Source organism: Pseudomonas sp. P108, from assembly GCF_032613195.1.
GTDB lineage: Bacteria > Pseudomonadota > Gammaproteobacteria > Pseudomonadales > Pseudomonadaceae > Aquipseudomonas.
The window spans coordinates 5,837,753-5,853,693 of sequence record NZ_CP126691.1; the positions used below are offsets into that span (position 1 = coordinate 5,837,753).

At 60.0% G+C, this 15,941-nt stretch carries 14 protein-coding genes; 6 read left to right on the forward strand and 8 right to left on the reverse strand.

The features are described from left to right. Window positions 1–58: 58 nt before the first annotated feature. The 3 genes from QOM10_RS25760 to QOM10_RS25770 all read left to right on the forward strand — a co-directional run bounded on the left by QOM10_RS25760 (window position 59) and on the right by QOM10_RS25770 (window position 7,468). Complete coding sequence (locus QOM10_RS25760; protein WP_316917164.1) at window positions 59–1,825, forward strand: hypothetical protein; 1,767 nt, start codon at window positions 59–61, stop codon at window positions 1,823–1,825. A gap of 88 nt (window positions 1,826–1,913) precedes the next feature. Continuing rightward, entirely contained in the window at window positions 1,914–5,396 is a 3,483-nt protein-coding gene (locus QOM10_RS25765) for a calcium-binding protein (protein WP_316917165.1), read from the forward strand. A 38-nt stretch (window positions 5,397–5,434) separates the two neighbouring features. Next, window positions 5,435–7,468 carry a hypothetical protein gene (locus QOM10_RS25770; RefSeq protein ID WP_316917166.1) on the forward strand — a complete coding sequence of 678 codons (2,034 nt, stop codon included), beginning with the start codon at window positions 5,435–5,437 and terminating at the stop codon, window positions 7,466–7,468. 56 nt (window positions 7,469–7,524) lie between these two features. Here QOM10_RS25770 and QOM10_RS25775 read toward each other — a convergent pair whose 3' ends face one another. The 5 genes from QOM10_RS25775 to QOM10_RS25795 all read right to left on the reverse strand — a co-directional run bounded on the left by QOM10_RS25775 (window position 7,525) and on the right by QOM10_RS25795 (window position 10,198). Continuing rightward, window positions 7,525–8,100 (reverse strand): hypothetical protein, encoded by a 576-nt coding sequence (locus QOM10_RS25775; RefSeq protein WP_316917167.1) that lies wholly within the window; start codon window positions 8,098–8,100, stop codon window positions 7,525–7,527. A 70-nt stretch (window positions 8,101–8,170) separates the two neighbouring features. After that, on the reverse strand, window positions 8,171–8,401 hold the full coding sequence (locus QOM10_RS25780) for a hypothetical protein (RefSeq protein WP_127929914.1): 231 nt from the start codon (window positions 8,399–8,401) through the stop codon (window positions 8,171–8,173). A 114-nt stretch (window positions 8,402–8,515) separates the two neighbouring features. Then, window positions 8,516–9,106 (reverse strand): LON peptidase substrate-binding domain-containing protein, encoded by a 591-nt coding sequence (locus tag QOM10_RS25785; protein WP_127929915.1) that lies wholly within the window; start codon window positions 9,104–9,106, stop codon window positions 8,516–8,518. 10 nt (window positions 9,107–9,116) lie between these two features. Then, complete coding sequence (locus QOM10_RS25790; RefSeq protein ID WP_053124192.1) at window positions 9,117–9,833, reverse strand: LrgB family protein; 717 nt, start codon at window positions 9,831–9,833, stop codon at window positions 9,117–9,119. Further along, complete coding sequence (locus QOM10_RS25795; RefSeq protein ID WP_127929916.1) at window positions 9,833–10,198, reverse strand: CidA/LrgA family protein; 366 nt, start codon at window positions 10,196–10,198, stop codon at window positions 9,833–9,835. The genes QOM10_RS25790 and QOM10_RS25795 overlap by 1 nt, the downstream gene beginning before the upstream one ends. A gap of 194 nt (window positions 10,199–10,392) precedes the next feature. Here QOM10_RS25795 and QOM10_RS25800 point away from each other — a divergent pair, with 194 nt between their 5' ends. The 3 genes from QOM10_RS25800 (at window position 10,393) to QOM10_RS25810 (ending at window position 13,347) form a co-directional block, all read left to right on the forward strand. After that, on the forward strand, window positions 10,393–10,848 hold the full coding sequence (locus QOM10_RS25800; RefSeq protein WP_007909575.1) for a MaoC family dehydratase: 456 nt from the start codon (window positions 10,393–10,395) through the stop codon (window positions 10,846–10,848). 102 nt (window positions 10,849–10,950) lie between these two features. After that, window positions 10,951–12,678 (forward strand): C13 family peptidase, encoded by a 1,728-nt coding sequence (locus QOM10_RS25805; protein ID WP_127929917.1) that lies wholly within the window; start codon window positions 10,951–10,953, stop codon window positions 12,676–12,678. A gap of 27 nt (window positions 12,679–12,705) precedes the next feature. After that, window positions 12,706–13,347 carry an oxidoreductase gene (locus QOM10_RS25810; protein ID WP_008083662.1) on the forward strand — a complete coding sequence of 214 codons (642 nt, stop codon included), beginning with the start codon at window positions 12,706–12,708 and terminating at the stop codon, window positions 13,345–13,347. Between the two features lie 107 nt (window positions 13,348–13,454). Here the strand turns inward: QOM10_RS25810 and QOM10_RS25815 are convergent, their stop codons facing one another. The 3 genes from QOM10_RS25815 to mpl are packed head-to-tail and all read right to left on the reverse strand — an operon-like array spanning window position 13,455 to window position 15,725. Then, complete coding sequence (locus QOM10_RS25815) at window positions 13,455–13,739, reverse strand: YceK/YidQ family lipoprotein (RefSeq protein WP_127929918.1); 285 nt, start codon at window positions 13,737–13,739, stop codon at window positions 13,455–13,457. Then, entirely contained in the window at window positions 13,732–14,379 is a 648-nt protein-coding gene (gene ubiX / locus QOM10_RS25820; RefSeq protein ID WP_007909567.1) for a flavin prenyltransferase UbiX, read from the reverse strand. The genes QOM10_RS25815 and ubiX overlap by 8 nt, the downstream gene beginning before the upstream one ends. After that, complete coding sequence (mpl, locus tag QOM10_RS25825) at window positions 14,376–15,725, reverse strand: UDP-N-acetylmuramate:L-alanyl-gamma-D-glutamyl-meso-diaminopimelate ligase (protein ID WP_150776545.1); 1,350 nt, start codon at window positions 15,723–15,725, stop codon at window positions 14,376–14,378. Before mpl ends, ubiX begins: the two co-directional genes overlap by 4 nt. Window positions 15,726–15,941: the final 216 nt, after the last annotated feature.

The window sequence follows — 15,941 nt, forward strand, 5'->3', positions numbered from 1 at the left end:
CCTGCCCTCGCAACCCCCTGGGACATCCCGTCACGACGGGACGGGAAATCGATACTGGTTGAAACAAGACTTTCTGCACGGCATGCAGCCGGCGGACGAAGACGGCTTTCGCTGGATTGTCGGCCGCCGTTTTGTCGACGTCGAATACGAGGGCCGTCTCGAAACGACCCATGCCGGCACCGACGATTACGGTGTCTGGCGGAGCAAACTGCTGACCGAGCGTCATCCCTCTGGCCCCAGGCTTTATAAAAACCAGGACCGTGCGACCTGGCGTCTGAGCGAACAGGTCAGCGAGATCCCGCCAGTCAGTGCTGAGCGGCTGACACCCGAAGCGGCTTCGCAGAAGCGCCCCGGGATGCCTAGCGTCAGGCCGATTGCTCCGAAGCAGCCTCGAACGACCGATACACCCACCGAGATCGATCAGGCTCGCTACAGGCCTACCTATCGTTCACCGGATGCTCAAGGCTATTACGAGTTCACGCCCTTCCTGAGCACGAATCCGGCCGACATCCAGTTTGCCTTCAGGAACAAATACGGCAACCCGGTCCGGGTCGATCCGCCTGCGGCAGGGTTTGGCGCAGAACCCGCCCACCTGAAACACTGGACCGATCACGAAATTTGGCAGGTGTACAGCCTCGTAGGCCAGGACATCTTGAGGTTTCGTGCCGAAGCGGGGTCCAGCGGCAGACCGCCACAATGGGCCGAAGCCCGAGAGACCGGCAACCCGCACAGTGACTTGCTGAGCGACGCCCTGCGCTGGCTGCAGCCGACCATGACTCGCCAGCAAAGCGAAACTTTCCTGCAGGCCTACAATCTGCTGCCGAGCCAGTTGACGCGCTTGCGCCAGGAACTCAAAAACACCTTGGCAATCCCCGAGTGGGCCGAGGCGCACAAGCGCTTGACCGAGGACACCGGCAATCCTCAGCGCCTCGAACAATTGAGCCGCGATGCCGTCAGCGAACTCAATCTCAAACGCGATGCCAGACACGATTGGTACGACCCCGAAAGCAGCCTGACCCCTGAAGTGCGCGAAGCGCTCCTGACGAAGCTCGGTTACCTGCGCAACAAGAATAACTGCCTGTACCGCACCGACATTCCGGCCCTGTTTCGCGGCGATGAGCGCACACCGTTCGAACTGGCCAATGACGGCGCCATGCTGCCGCGCTACCACCACGAACCGGGGGCGACTACGCACAAGCCGATCAGTGCCACGTTCAGCCTCGATGAGGGGCAGACGTATGCCAGCAAACCTGATCCCGAATATCTGCGTTACAACAGCCAGACCAACAAGTACCCGGGACGCAGGGCCGATGAGTCGTCTTCGGACAGTGATGCCAGTGATACGGAAAGTACGGCGTCGTCCGACTGGTCCAATCCGGACAGCCCGATTGCCTGGGATCACGACCGGCATTACCGCAGCACCCGCGAAAAACAAAAAGAGATGTTTGTGTATGTCCTCGATACCCGCCACCTGGAAGTGGTCCCGCATGAAGAGAACATGCTGTTCAACTCCGCAGCCCGCGATACCCGCCCTACCTGGTTCCCCTCCGACGACTTCGAAGGGCTGATTTCGGTTACCCGCAGCGGATTGGCGGCAGAACGCATCTGGCTGCTGAACTCATCCCAGACCAAAGGCGCCAAGGTCGACGACATCAAAACTCAGGCCGGCGACCGCGCCGAGCGCATCGAGGCAGCCACCCATGCCGGACATGCCAACGCCTTCGAATATGACCGCTTGATCGACAGCGTCGAAGCGGCGGGTCAACCGATCATCAGACTCTCGGGCAACCGCAACGAATTCGCCTACGACATCGCCTGGCCGTAAGTGCCGGCAGTCATCTGCGCAACGTGCCTTACAGAAACGCACCGGCTCGGATGCCGGTTCATAGCGCAACTCATTAAAGGACTAATACGTGTCAACACTCATAGTACCCAGCATCGCAGCCCTTGAGGCCCGGGCACTGGGAATGGAGCAGATCGAAGCCTCGGCCAATCCCCATGGACGCCAGCCGCGTCCTGTCGTGCGCAAAAGCATCGCCACCCAGACGGATCCGGATGCCCCCTTCATGCGCACACTGGAATCCCTCGACAAACATTTTGGCCCCTTACGCATTGGCGAAGTCACGACCACTCGCGTCGAACTGCAGGCCTTCGGCGCGACAGTGCATGGTCAGCCCATCAGCCCAGCGAATGCCGGCATGCAAAAGGTCGATCAGGCTTTTCTGGACGCTCTCAACTTCGATGCGAACAAGGCCCACGCACGACTGAAGGCCATCGATACCGCCGACATCGATGGCCCCGGACTGTTGTTCTTTGAAATTTCCAGCCAGCGCTCGTTCAATGCCGGAAAACTCTTCGTCGGCACCGCCGGCCTTGAGCCGGGCAGTGTGATGGAACGCCTCAATCGTTTGTGTCACGCCGCGCAGAAACTGGACATCCAGAAAGTCGACTCATTTGAAAACTCGCCAGGTTGGGTCAACAGAGGCAAAAGCTATCTGATGAGCGGCGCCGGTGTCGGCATGCAGGCGTTCGGTATCTACAGCGGCTACCGGGCCATGCTCGATGCCATCAAGAACGGAGAGACCCGGGAAGCCTGGATTCAGGGTGGCTCGATTGCCGCCGAGCTGGGCTCGTTGATCCTGGAACAGGGTTTCAGCAAAGGCGGCCAGGCCATGCTCACCCAGAGTGGCAATGTATTCCGGTACTTTCCGCGGACTTCCTTTGGCAAATACCTCAGCCGCGGCGCCGGGTTGTTTGCCAGCATTATCACCTTGCCGTTCGACATCAATGATGCAGTGACATCATTCAATGCCGCAGCAGTCACCAGCGGCAAAGAAGCCCAGGACCACTACGTCAGCGGTGGGCTGAGTGTCGCCGGCGCGGCCATCAGTCTGGCGCTGGGCATGGCGGCTGTGGCCGGTTTCGGCAGCGTTGCCGGCCCTCTTGGCCTGGCCGCCGCCGGGCTGCTGATCGCCACCTCGTTGATTTACCAGGCCGCGCGCGTGGTCGATGACATCGACGACTACATCGAACTGACGTTTCACGAGCGTCTGCGCTCCGGCTGGTTCGCCTTCACCCGTCAGGAACTGGACAAGGACGTCATGGACCGTTTCAAGCTGTCCAAGGGCTATCGCGACCATAAGGGCCAACTGGAGATGTCCGCCCGCCAGATGCTCGACGGCGCGTACAAACACTCCCTCGAACACGTCGTCAACGGTGCGTTTCGGGTAGAACTCAAACCCGTGGAAATCTGGCGCTACCGATGGGATGAAAGCGCGGATGAACAGCCGTTCAAAGTCGATAGTTATGCGGCGGTCGTGGAAGGCGACGACGTCATCGATGCCGGCAAGGGTCTGCCGGCAGACCTCGAGGGCAAGGTCTCCGGCAGTGCCGGCGATGGCAAAGGTGTGTTCTGGCGCCTCGGTGATGGCAATGACCGGGTGATCGGGCTGGAGAACCAGCCCAATATTTTCACCTATCGAGCGGATCACAAAGCGCTGACGGGCGGCGCCAAAAGCGACGCGTTCTATCAAGAGGTCACCGAGGCGGAACTCGACCGGACAAGCAAACCGGCGCATCTGAGCGTGCTGGATGGCGGCGCGGGTTCCGACACTCTGGCGTTCGAGGGCAACCGCCCGCGCAACGACACGCGCAATATCGGCCATGACATCAACCTGCAAAGCGGCAAGGTCAGCCTGCGCGGCCTTGATCCCGATGTCGATGCCCTCCACGTCACCCAACTGACATCGATTGAAAACGTGTCGACGTTGCGCAAAGGCACCAGCCGCGTGACCGGCAGCGATGAAGCCAACCGCATCGCTGCGAATGGTTACGACCAGGTCAACGCTGGCGGCGGTGACGACACCATCGCCATCGGCGGCATCGACTGCCGGGTCGATGGCGGCAGCGGGATGGATCGCTATTACATTGCCGATACCTGCGCACGCACGACGATTGTCGAAGATGGCGAACACGCCAGCCTGATCGAGTTTGGCTGGCCGCAGGACATCATCCAGCACTGGGAAATCAACGACACCGCACTGCGGGTCCGCTCCCTGCGCGGCAAGGATGGCAGCGACCCCGAGCACGTCCTCACCGTCGAAAATGTCTACCAATGGGTCGATGGCCAGCGCCAGCTGAAAAACGACAAACTGGTGTTCAAGACTCAGGACGAATACGAACTGCTGGCGCTGCTGCCAGTGAAACCGGGCGAGGCCCTGATCGAGCGTGTCGATGTGGCAGTGAGCGTTGCCGGCAAACCGGCCCCCGCTGCAGAAATCGTCAATGGCGGTACGGTGGAGATCAATGACCTGGGGCGCAAACGGCATTATCTGTCGCGCATGGCGGGCAACGTCGAGTTCGTCGCCAGGCAACAGGTTGCGCAGACCTCGCGTACGATCCATCTGGATTTCAAAAGCACTGAAATCAGCGACGTGGTCGTTAGCTACAACGTCGAAGTGCGCCAGGGTGTGTCCGGCAACACGCATCTCACCTACAAGAACATCGATCTGGCGCTGCACTTGCCAGAGAAGATCGTGACATTCAAAGGAGTGATTCAGACTATCCCAGCAGCCACCGGTTACAGCGGCCGAAACAGCCTGAAAGTGACGACACCACTGCTCCCACAGGACGTCGTGTTGATCCTGCAGGATGAAGTTTCGTATCGCCTGCAAGTGCCGGATCTGGATTACGAAGACGATGCCCGCAATCCCGGCACCCGCAGCCAAAGCACGCGCAGTTGCCTGAAGCGGCGTAAGGGAAATTATCTGTTCACCCGCCCCGTGCCCGGCGAAAAGCTCTCGCTGCCAGCACAGCCCAGCAAAGTGGTGATTCCGCCAGGCCCACATACCGGCATCTACGTGCTCGATGGGCAAAGCTCGAGTTACGACGTGTACCTTGCCAGCAACTCGATCGTGCGCCTCTCGACGCCGGGTGCCGCCGCCAACACCGCTGATGCTTCTATCTGGAACATTTTCACCAGTGCCCTGAAGGAAACGGTCAAGCGCGACGATATTCAACTGAACGCCAACCGCTTGCGCATCGGTAGCGCGATGGTTGAGTTGCCGACTATCAACGCTGAATCACCCGTGGAGTCAGTCAGCGTCGTGACGTCTGCGGGAAACATCTATGAAGTGTCGCTGCTGTTCGAAGTCTTCCAGTTGTACGTCATCGACGCCCGCCGTTTTGCCAGTGTCGAAGCACTGCTGGCAGACATCGAAGCGCATCGACAGCGTAACGAACTGGCCGCCAACGTTCATGTCACCCACCTCAGCGCCAAGGGCACAACCGGCAAGGTGGTTTACCGCTCGGCGAAAAAGTACTGGAGCGTCGACAGCGATCCGCAGAGCCAGGTCAGGGCTGAGGACTTGCTGATCAGTTCAAACCAGAAAACCTGATCACGTCTACCCAACATTGAATGCGCGCCGATGTGGCTATGACTGCTGCGCCGGCGCTCGTTCCACTCAGCCAACGGACAGGCTGCGTCATGTTTCAAGGAGTTCATCGCATGCGCCAAAAACCGGGACCTCGCCCCAAGTCACCGACCACCAGTCCACCGCAACCTGCAACACGGCATCCGGCTGACAGCCCGATACTCGCCAGACCGGAAAGCGTTCCGGGCCAATCATCCGTGGACTTGCCTTCTGCCTCCAAGCGGCTGCGCCTGGATGAGCCGGACACTTCGCGCCAGCAGGCTGCGTCCATCGCAGTCAGTGTTCTGCCAACGACATCTGCACAAAGCCGCTCTTTTTCGATGACGTCGCTGGAGGATTTCGCCCATCCGTATTTCGGCGACTTGCCAGCGTCAAATGCATCCGGGGTCAGGCACTACCTCGGCCGGGATTGGGTCGATGTTCAGCTACCCGACATCGAAGGCCGACGACACGTTTGTGTTCGCTATGATGCCGAAGTCAAGGCGTATCGAGTGATCTCGTTCCGGCGTACGGCCCCTGGCCCACCGATTTATCGCACCACGCAAGACAATCTCTGGAGTCTGGATCGACACCTGACGTTCCTTAACGCCGATGATCATGCGATCTCCGCGACGCCGAATGCGGATGGCTACTACCCGTTTCACGCTGCCGGATCGAACAGCGACACGGCTGTTCTCGGCTATGCCTTCAGGGATAGCGAGCAGCGCTGGATCGCAATCGATCCGGCGCGGGCAAAGGCTGATGCGCCGCTTGCGCAGTGGTCGGATCAGGACATCCGGCAACTGTATATCGTCGAAGACTCGCAGGTTTCCGCTTTTCGCACAGCCGCGCAACAGTCTGGAAAAGCACCGGAATGGGCGCAGCGGGCACAGAACGTCGAGGATCACACCTTTGTCGCCGACTCGTTGAAATGGTCGCATCCACAACTGGATTCCGCTCAGCGCGCGCAGTTGCTGCGCAGCTATAACCTGAGCAAGGCCCAGTTGAGCCGTTTGCGCAAGGAATCCAGTGACGGCCAGATGCCGGAATGGGCGCAGCAACACAAGCGCCTGACGCTCGACGCCGGCAACGAACAGCGCTTCAAACTGATCGCCGAAGAACTCGAAAACTACCTTCACGACCTGCGCACCCAAGGCCTGGACTTCAATCATCAATGGCCAGCGACGCGATACAGCGATGTGTTTTTAGCTGACTACGCCGCCCATCTCGGCTATCTGCGCACGCGCCACAACATGCTCTTCCGCACCGATATTCCAGCGCTGTTCAGGGGCGAAACCCGTTTGCCGTTCGAACTGGCCAGGGATGGCCGGATGATGTACCGCAAAGGCAATCCCACGGGCACCACGAACAAGCGCGCCTTGAGTGCAACGTTCGGGTTGCACGACGCCACTGCCTACGCAGCGACCAGGGGCGGCTTCTATCACGAGCTGCATTACAACACCCAGGCCAATCGCTTTCCGGGCGTGAATCCGCAGAGTTCCAAAGTGCGCACCGGCGAGTCCTCGGATTCCGCAGACAGTTCCGTGTCGGACGGCAAACGAACCGGAGACGAGGCCGACTCGGACAACTCGTTCGTGTTCGATGATACGACGGGCTATGCGTCCACCCGCCGCCAGCAAACCACCACTTTTGTCTACGCCATCGATACTCGCGGGCTGGAAGTGGTACCGGGCGCGGAAAACAAGGCATTCAACCCCGGCCAGGGCAAATTTCTCTTCGACGCCATGGAGGGGCACATTTCCACACCGACACGCGGCATCAGCGCCGAACGGCTCTGGCTGGTGCGCTCTGACCTGAGTAAAGCGGCGCGGGTCAAGGACGTGCTGGAACAGGCGGGTGATCGTGCCGCAACAATCGAACAGGCCACCTGGGCGGGCACCGACAGCCGAGCGGCCGGCTACTTTGGCGCTAATGCCTACGATCGCCTGATCGATGAAATCGCCGGCTCGGGTGGTGTGATTCTGGACTTGCCAAAAGGCGACAAGACCTTTGCCGACGACGTCGTCTGGCCGGTCCCCGAGCATGATCGGGCCTGAGATAAAGCGCCATTCATCCAATAATGAATGGCGCGTTTTTAAACGGTAACTTGCAGCTATCCGACCACCTTGATCACGAAGATCGCCGGGATGCTATTGAACGCGTTGTGCCCCGTCGGGTTGGGGTCTACGTCCAGAAATGTGCTCATGCCACTGCTCACGCTGCGGTATAACGGCTTGCTTGAGGATTTTTTGTCATCTGTTTCGCGGTTCAATTCAAGATAAGCCGGACCTGCTTCGAAGTGGCCAAGCGAAGCTTTCGGCACGCCAGACGTACTGACTGAAAAGTCCTGCAGCGGAGCGCTGGTACTGGCCAACAGATTATGCGTCTTGTCTTCGATGAATAACCGCGCACCGTCGAACACGCCCGGATGCACGAGGCTGATTGCGTAACGCTCGCCCTGCGGGACGAACTTCAGCAGCAGCGGTTTATCGTCATCGTGGTTCGCCAGCGTGATGAAACTTGCGACGCGCGAATCAGCCAGTCCGACCTCGGCTTCCAGTTGCTCACCTCTGGTAATCCGCAGGTCGCGAAGCACCTGTTGCAGGCGTTGTTGATTAAGCACCAGCGGCCGGCCATTGAGATAAAGATGCGCGGTGAATGCTTTGCTGTTTACTGTTGCTATAGACATGGGGCGCCACCTGTAAACGTCCCGCCCTCGGTAACACCAACGGCAGGCAAATGCTGAAAAAAGGAAAGAATCAAACGGCGGCTTCAGCCATTACGGCTTTGGCTGTTGCGGCCATGCGCGGAATATCGCCGACCGGGACTTTTTCGGATTTTCGCTTACGTCGGGCAATCACCATGCGATCCGCATAATTCGAGGCGGCTTCAATAACATTGTTAACGTTATGATCAGTTCCGGCATGTTTCATAATGTACTTGCCGGCAATATCGTCCCAAAACGCCCATTCATCTTCATATACAGTCATGACTTCGTCCTTGTTTTTATAAAAGTCGCCCGCGTCCTGCGGGCAACTTGAAATTAAGGCAAAGCCATAAGCGAGACAATACTGGCAAATACGAACAGTTGATTCGAAGTGCAACTACGCAAACAACTCGCCCTGCAACTCATCGAGCAGGGCCTGAATCGCATCCAGACGTTGCTGAGGATCGTCGAGTTGCAACAGATCGATCTTGTCTTCTTCGGCGAACGGCAACAGATAGGCCAATTGATTGGCCAGCGATTGCTGACCGAGCGCATCGGTGCCCATGTTCAGCGCTTCGACCATCGGGTGCTCGGCCAAGGCCTTGAGCAGCGCCACCAGATCGGCGTCCTCATCCTGCAGCGGTTGCTCGGGATCGTCATCCAGCCACTCGACATCGGCGAGAAGCAACTGATCGCGCTGCACCTCGGTGCGCAATACATTGAATCGGCGTCCGCCCTGCACGCGGATCCCCAACAAACCGTTGTCCTGCTGCTGGAAATCAGTGATCCGCGCTTCACAGCCGACCAAGGCAAAACCTTCTGGCGCGACGCCGACTTCACTGCCCTCGAGGATGCACACCACGCCGAATCCACCGCCCTGCTTCATGCAGCGGCCGATCATATCCAGATAGCGTGCCTCGAAAATCTGCAAGTCGAGGTTGCAGCCGGGAAACAGCACTGTATTGAGCGGAAAAAGCGGCAAACTCATAGACATTTCCTTACACCACCATCGACACCGCCAACGGCAGGAACACTGCCGTGGCCACGCCCATCAGACTCATCGCCAGCGCCGCAAAGGCGCCGCACTCATCGCTTTCCTGCAACGCCACCGAGGTGCCGACCGCGTGCGCGGTCATGCCCAGCGCCATGCCACGCGCCTCAGGGCTATGCACACCGAGACGGGTCAACAGCGCCGGACCGAAGATCGCGCCAATCACCCCGGTGATCAACACGAACACCGCCGCCAGCGCCGCAACGCCGCCGATCTGTTCGGCCACCAGCATGGCGATCGGTGAAGTCACCGACTTCGGCGCCATGGTCATCAGGATCATGTGCTCGGCGCCAAACCACCAGCCCAGCAACACGCCCATGCCCGTTGCCACCACCCCGCCTATCACCAGCGTAGTAAAAATCGGCCAGAACAATTGCCGAATACGTCGCAGGTTGAGATACAGCGGCACCGCCAGCGCCACAGTCGCCGGGCCAAGTAGAATGCTGAGGATCTCGGTGCTCTTGCGGTACTCCGCATAGGTCAGGCCGCAGCCGACCAAAACGCCAATCACCAACAGCATGGAGACCAGCACCGGTTGCAGAAAGATCCAGCGGGTTTTCTCGAACGCCGCCAGCACCAGTTGATAGGCACCGAGGGTGATGCCGATACCGAACAGCGGATGATGAATCACCGAAGCCCAGGCGCCCTGCCAGTCAAAAAGCATCAGGACTCCTCCGATGACGACGGCGCGTGACGCTTGACCAGACGCTGCATCAGCACGCCGGCGAAGGCCATCGACAGGATCAACGACAGCACCAGCGCGCCGACGATTGCCCAGAAGTCCGCGGCAATTGCCGTGGCATAGACCATCACGCCAACGGCGGGCGGCACCAGCAGCAACGGCAGATAACGCAGCAGACTGCCCGCCGCAAGGTTCAGCGGCTCGCCGACTTCACCGCGAACGATCAGGAATACGAGCAACAGCAACAGACCGATGATCGGCCCCGGCAGCACCGGCAACAGCAAATGATTGAGCGCCGTGCCGAGCAGTTGAAACAGCACCAGCAGGGTCAGGCCACGTAGCAACATCCGACATCTCCGTCTTACTTTCCACTGTGCAAGTCGTCCGCATTATAAGCACGCCTGCGCTATGGATCGGCATTCGCCAAAAGCATGGTCGGTTGACCGGAGCAAATCGCCATGATGATCTACAGTGGTTCGCAGGGAGGTCAAATCCCCCCACCTGAAAAACTATAAAACCGATGAACCCAAGGAGAGTCTCAATGCCCTATGTTCCCGTTGCAGAGCTCAAAGATTATGTCGGCAAGGAACTCGGACGTTCCGAATGGCTCACCATCGATCAGGAACGCATCAACCTGTTCGCCGAAGCCACCGGTGATTATCAGTTCATTCACGTCGACCCGGTCAAAGCCGCGCAAACACCATTTGGCAGCACCATTGCCCACGGTTTCCTGTCGTTGTCGCTGATCCCGAAATTGATGGAAGACATCCTGATCCTGCCGCAAGGCGTGAAGATGGTGGTCAACTACGGTCTGGACAGCGTGCGTTTCATCCAGCCAGTGAAGGTCAACTCGAAAGTCCGCCTGAAGGTCGATCTGGGCGAAGTGACCGAGAAAAAACCGGGCCAGTGGTTGCTCAAAGCCACTGCAACGCTGGAGATAGAAGGCTCGGACAAACCGGCCTATATCGCCGAGCCACTGTCGCTCTGCTTCGTGTAAACGTTCCGGATGCGAAGCAGCGCACGCTGTTTCGCGTCACGTCTCTATATATGCCACGCATAGCTGCGGCATACTCGGTCGCCTAATTGCCCGGATCCCGCTATGCGCTCACTTGCTCGTCTTGCACCCCTTGCCTTGACCCTGATGCTCACCGCGTGCGGCGACGGCGAATCGCTGCTGCCCCCGGATGCGCGCCTGCCGGACGGCGGACGCTATCGCGGTGAACTGGTCGATGGCTTGCTGCAAGGTCAGGGCCGTGTCGACTACCCCAACGGCAGTTGGTATGCCGGCCAGTTCGACAAAGGTCAGTGGCATGGTCAGGGCGAATGGCACGGCAGCAATGGCGAGATCTATCGCGGCCAGTTCCAGCAAGGCCTGTTCGACGGTCAGGGCAGCCTGACCACCAACGCCAGCAGTTACACCGGCGGCTTCAAGCAGGGCCGGCGCGAAGGCGAAGGCACGCTGAAAGAAAACGCCATGACCTATCGGGGCGAATTCAAGGCTGACCAGTACTCCGGGCTCGGCCGTCTGGAAATGGACGACGGCAGCTCCTATCAAGGCCAGTTCGCCCACGGCAAACCCAACGGTGAAGGCCAGCGTGGCGATGCCAGCGGCAACACGTTCAGCGGGCATTTCGTTAACGGGCAGCTGGAAGGCAACGGCACCTTCAACAGCGCTGACGGCGATATCTACGTCGGCGGCTTCAAGAACAATCAATTGCACGGCAAGGGCCGCTACGAAAACGCTGACGGCGATGTCTGGCTCGGTCAGTTCAAGGAAGGCGCGCTAACCGGTAAGGGTGAACTGATCGGTGCCGACGGCAGCCACTACATCGGCGCATTCAGTGACTGGCGCTTCAGCGGTCAGGGCCGCTTGAACCTGTCCGATGGCAGCTTCTACATCGGCGGTTTCGATAACGACAGCTACGCCGGACGCGGCACCCTGGTGCTGACCGATGGCAGCGTGATGAGCGGCACCTGGATCAACGGCCAGCGCGTGCGCGACGCCGACGGCAAGTTACTGCCCGACACCCTCGAACTCGGCTTGCTCGCTCAGGGCCGCTTGCTCGACGACGCATTGGCCGCCATCCCCGCGTCGACCCCGGCGGTCGAGTTGTACACCCTGACCCTCGGCGGCGACGGCAAGCAAAGCGTATTCCTGCGCGAATCCGACTACGTCGCCAACATGCTCAGCACGCGCTTCGGTGCTTATGGCCAGATCCGTCTGGTCAACCACCGCGACCACCTCGGCGACCGGCCGATGGCCACCCGCGAGAACCTGCGCCGCGCCGCACAAACACTGGCCGAGCGCAGCGGTCCGGAAGATCTGCTGTTTATCTACCTGACCAGCCACGGCACTGCCGAACACGAACTGGTGCTCGACCAACCGCGCATGGAGCTGGCCGACCTGCCTGCCGACGAACTCGCTGCGGTGCTGGCACCGCTGAAAAATCGCGACAAGATCATCGTGATTTCCTCGTGCTACTCCGGCGGTTTCATCCCGGCGCTGAAAGACGAACGCACGCTGATCATGACCGCCTCGCGTGCGGATCGGGTTTCCTTCGGCTGCTCGGAAGAAGCCAACTTCACCTATTTCGGCGACGCGCTGTTCGCCCAAGCGCTGAACCAGACCGATGATCTGGAACAAGCCTTCAAACTGGCCAAGGCCACCGTCGCCGAGCGTGAACTGGCGGACAATTTCGAAGCCTCGGAGCCGCAGATCTGGGCGCCGAAAACCGTGCTGTCGCACTGGCAACTGCTGCGTAAACAGCAAGCCAGAAAAGCATTGCAAAGTGCTGCGTTGAACGACGGAGCGACAAAGAGCAACTAAGCTGAACAGTATCAAGGGAGAGACACTATGTACTTGACGCCTCAGCACGTATTGCTTGCCGGAGCCACCGGTTTGACCGGTGAACATCTACTCGACCGTTTGCTCAACGAGCCAACGATTTCTCGCGTGCTCGCCCCTTCGCGTCGGCCATTGGCGGAACATCCACATCTGGAAAACCCGGTGGGTGATCCGCAGGTGTTTCTGCCGCAGCTCAGTGGCCGCGTCGATATCGCCTATTGCTGCCTCGGCACCACGATCAAGCAGGCCGGATCGGAAGCGGCGTTTCGCGCGGTGGATCTGGACATGGTCGTGGCGTTTGCCAAACGTGCGCGGGAGATGGGCGCGCGGCATCTGATCGTCATCAGTGCGATCGGCGCCGACCCGAAGTCGTCGGTTTTCTACAATCGGGTCAAAGGCGAAATGGAGCAGGCACTGCGCGCGCAGGACTGGCCGCAACTGACCATTTGCCGGCCATCGCTGTTGTTGGGTGAGCGGACTGAACCGCGTCTGGCCGAGCAATTGGCCGGGCCGTTGTCGAAGCTGATTCCGGGTAAATACCGTGGTATCGAAGCATGCCAATTGGCGCGGGCGATGTGGCGGTTGGCGCTGGAAGAGCAGGATGGCGTGCGGGTGATCGAGTCGGATGATTTACGCAAGCTCGGCAAATAATCTATAGCGCCCGGAAGAAAGTTTTCGCGAGCAGGCTCGCTCCCACATTTGCACCGCGTCCCCCTGTGGGAGCGAGCCTGCTCGCGAATGGAGTGCGCAGCGCTCCCCTACAATCCGCCAGTCGCCTGAAAACTCACGCCAATCACCGTGAGCAATGACAGCGGCAACAGCAGCGTATCGAGCAAGGCACTCGCCGGCAGATCCACCCCCGGATAGCTCGGCGCTTCAGCCCCGAACCGATCCATCGCGCAACAGCCGCCATTCATCGCGTACAAGTCCAGCCGCGTCCCGGAATACACCACCGGCGCCCCCGGTTTCGCCGCATCCAGGGTGCGCGCCGTCGCGCACCCGGTCAGCAACAACACCAGCCCGATCGCCAGCAGCTTATTCATCGCTGCTCAGATGATGCTCACCCCAACGCGGCAGCATGTCCTGGGGAATGCCGAGCAGATTGAGAATCCGCGCCACCACGAAATCGATCAAATCATCGATAGTCTGCGGCTGATGATAGAACCCCGGCGAGGCCGGCAGAATCGTCACGCCCATGTTCGACAACTTGAGCATGTGCTCCAGATGAATACTCGAATATGGCGCTTCGCGCGGCACCAGAATCAATTGGCGGCGCTCCTTCAAAGTGACGTCGGCGGCGCGTTCGATCAGGTTGTTGCAGGCGCCGGTGGCAATCGCCGACAACGTCCCGGTGGAACATGGCACCACGACCATCGCCGCCGGTGCGCCGGAGCCCGAAGCTACCGGCGACATCCAGTCTTCCTTGCCGTACACGCGGATCTGCCCGGCGGCAGCCCCGGTGTATTCGGTCAGGAAGGCCTGCATCATCTGCGGCTTCGGTGGCAGCGTGACATCCGTCTCGGTGGCCATGACCAATTGCGCAGCCTTGGAGATCAGGAAGTGCACTTCGCGATCTTCCCGCACCAGGCAATCGAGCAGGCGCAAACCGTACTGGGCGCCGGAGGCACCGGTCATGGCCAGCGTGATGCGTTCCGGGCCATTGCTCTCAAAACGAGTGTTCATTGCAGCGCCTCGGCGAGTTTGCCGTGCAGGCCGCCGAAGCCGCCGTTGCTCATGATCACCACGTGAGTGCCAGGCTGGGCCTGGCTCTTCACGCGCTCGATGATGCCTTCCAGCGAATCGCTGACAATCGACGGCACTTTGCACAGCGCGGCGGTGCCAGCCAGGTCCCAACCGAGGTTGGCCGGGGCGTACCAGATCACCTGATCGGCATCGACCACACTGTCCGGCAAACCGTCACGGTGGGCGCCGAGCTTCATCGAGTTGGAGCGCGGTTCGATGATCGCGATCAGCGGTGCGTCGCCGATGCGTTTGCGCAAACCGTCGAGGGTGGTGGCAATCGCCGTCGGGTGGTGGGCGAAGTCGTCGTAAATGGTAATGCCGCGGACTTCGGCGACTTTCTCCATGCGGCGTTTGACGTTCTTGAACTCGCTCAGGCCGGCGATGCCCATCGACGGCACCACGCCGACATGACGTGCAGCGGCCAGCGCGGCCAAGGCGTTGGCGACGTTGTGCTGACCGGTCAGCTCCCACTCGACGGTGCCTTGCGACACGCCTTCGAACATCACCTCAAACGCCGAACCGTCTTCGCTCAACAGTTTGACCTGCCACTGACCGCCGGCACCGGTGGTTTGCACCGGTGTCCAGCAGCCCATTTCGATCACACGCTGCAAGGCTGGCTCGGTGGTTGGATGAATGACCAGGCCTTCACTCGGGATGGTGCGCACCAAGTGATGGAATTGCCGCTCGATCGCCGGCAGATCCGGGAAGATGTCTGCGTGATCGAACTCAAGGTTATTGAGGATCGCGGTGCGCGGACGGTAGTGCACGAATTTCGAGCGCTTGTCGAAGAATGCGCTGTCGTATTCGTCAGCCTCGATCACGAAGAACGGCGTACCGCCCAAGCGTGCCGACACCGAGAAATTCTGCGGCACGCCACCGATCAGGAAACCCGGGCTCATGCCGGCATGTTCCAGTACCCAGGCGAGCATGCTGCTGGTGGTGGTTTTACCGTGCGTGCCGGCCACCGCCAGCACCCAGCGACCTTGCAGCACGTGGTCAGCCAGCCACTGCGGGCCGGAGACGTATGGCAGGCCTTTGTTCAGCACATATTCCACCGCCGGATTGCCGCGGGACATGGCGTTGCCGATCACCACCAGATCCGGTGCCGGATCGAGCTGCGCCGGGTCATAGCCCTGCGTCAGCTGAATGCCTTGGGCTTCAAGCTGCGTGCTCATCGGCGGATAGACGTTGGCGTCGGAGCCGGTCACGTGATGGCCCAGCTCTTTGGCCAACACCGCCATCGAGCCCATGAAAGTCCCGCAGATACCCAGAATATGAATGTGCATAGTCGACCTCGTAAAACATGGCCGCAGGTTAGCGTAGGGAGGGGGAAATCGCACTCTTTAGGTGAGGGGCGGGGTGGGTGGGTCGTAACATCTCGACTCGACTGCAGACTGCCGCCCTCACCCCAGCCCTCTCCCAGAGGGAGAGGGAGCCGATCTGCGTCGTTTTCAAATCCTGAGTTCGGCTCGATAACTCAGGTCGGCGTAGATCAGTAGAGC

Bases quoted from the DNA above. Each gene is read 5' to 3' on its own strand.
- QOM10_RS25800 (WP_007909575.1), top strand. From the start codon at position 10,393: ATGCCCTATGTTCCCGTTGCAGAGCTCAAAGATTATGTCGGCAAGGAA.
- QOM10_RS25805 (WP_127929917.1), top strand. From the start codon at position 10,951: ATGCGCTCACTTGCTCGTCTTGCACCCCTTGCCTTGACCCTGATGCTC.
- QOM10_RS25790 (WP_053124192.1), bottom strand. From the start codon at position 9,833: ATGCTTTTTGACTGGCAGGGCGCCTGGGCTTCGGTGATTCATCATCCG.
- ubiX (WP_007909567.1), bottom strand. From the start codon at position 14,379: ATGAACACTCGTTTTGAGAGCAATGGCCCGGAACGCATCACGCTGGCC.
- QOM10_RS25770 (WP_316917166.1), top strand. From the start codon at position 5,435: ATGACTGCTGCGCCGGCGCTCGTTCCACTCAGCCAACGGACAGGCTGC.
- QOM10_RS25775 (WP_316917167.1), bottom strand. From the start codon at position 8,100: ATGTCTATAGCAACAGTAAACAGCAAAGCATTCACCGCGCATCTTTAT.
- QOM10_RS25815 (WP_127929918.1), bottom strand. From the start codon at position 13,739: ATGAATAAGCTGCTGGCGATCGGGCTGGTGTTGTTGCTGACCGGGTGC.
- mpl (WP_150776545.1), bottom strand. From the start codon at position 15,725: ATGCACATTCATATTCTGGGTATCTGCGGGACTTTCATGGGCTCGATG.
- QOM10_RS25795 (WP_127929916.1), bottom strand. From the start codon at position 10,198: ATGTTGCTACGTGGCCTGACCCTGCTGGTGCTGTTTCAACTGCTCGGC.
- QOM10_RS25780 (WP_127929914.1), bottom strand. From the start codon at position 8,401: ATGACTGTATATGAAGATGAATGGGCGTTTTGGGACGATATTGCCGGC.
- QOM10_RS25810 (WP_008083662.1), top strand. From the start codon at position 12,706: ATGTACTTGACGCCTCAGCACGTATTGCTTGCCGGAGCCACCGGTTTG.
- QOM10_RS25785 (WP_127929915.1), bottom strand. From the start codon at position 9,106: ATGAGTTTGCCGCTTTTTCCGCTCAATACAGTGCTGTTTCCCGGCTGC.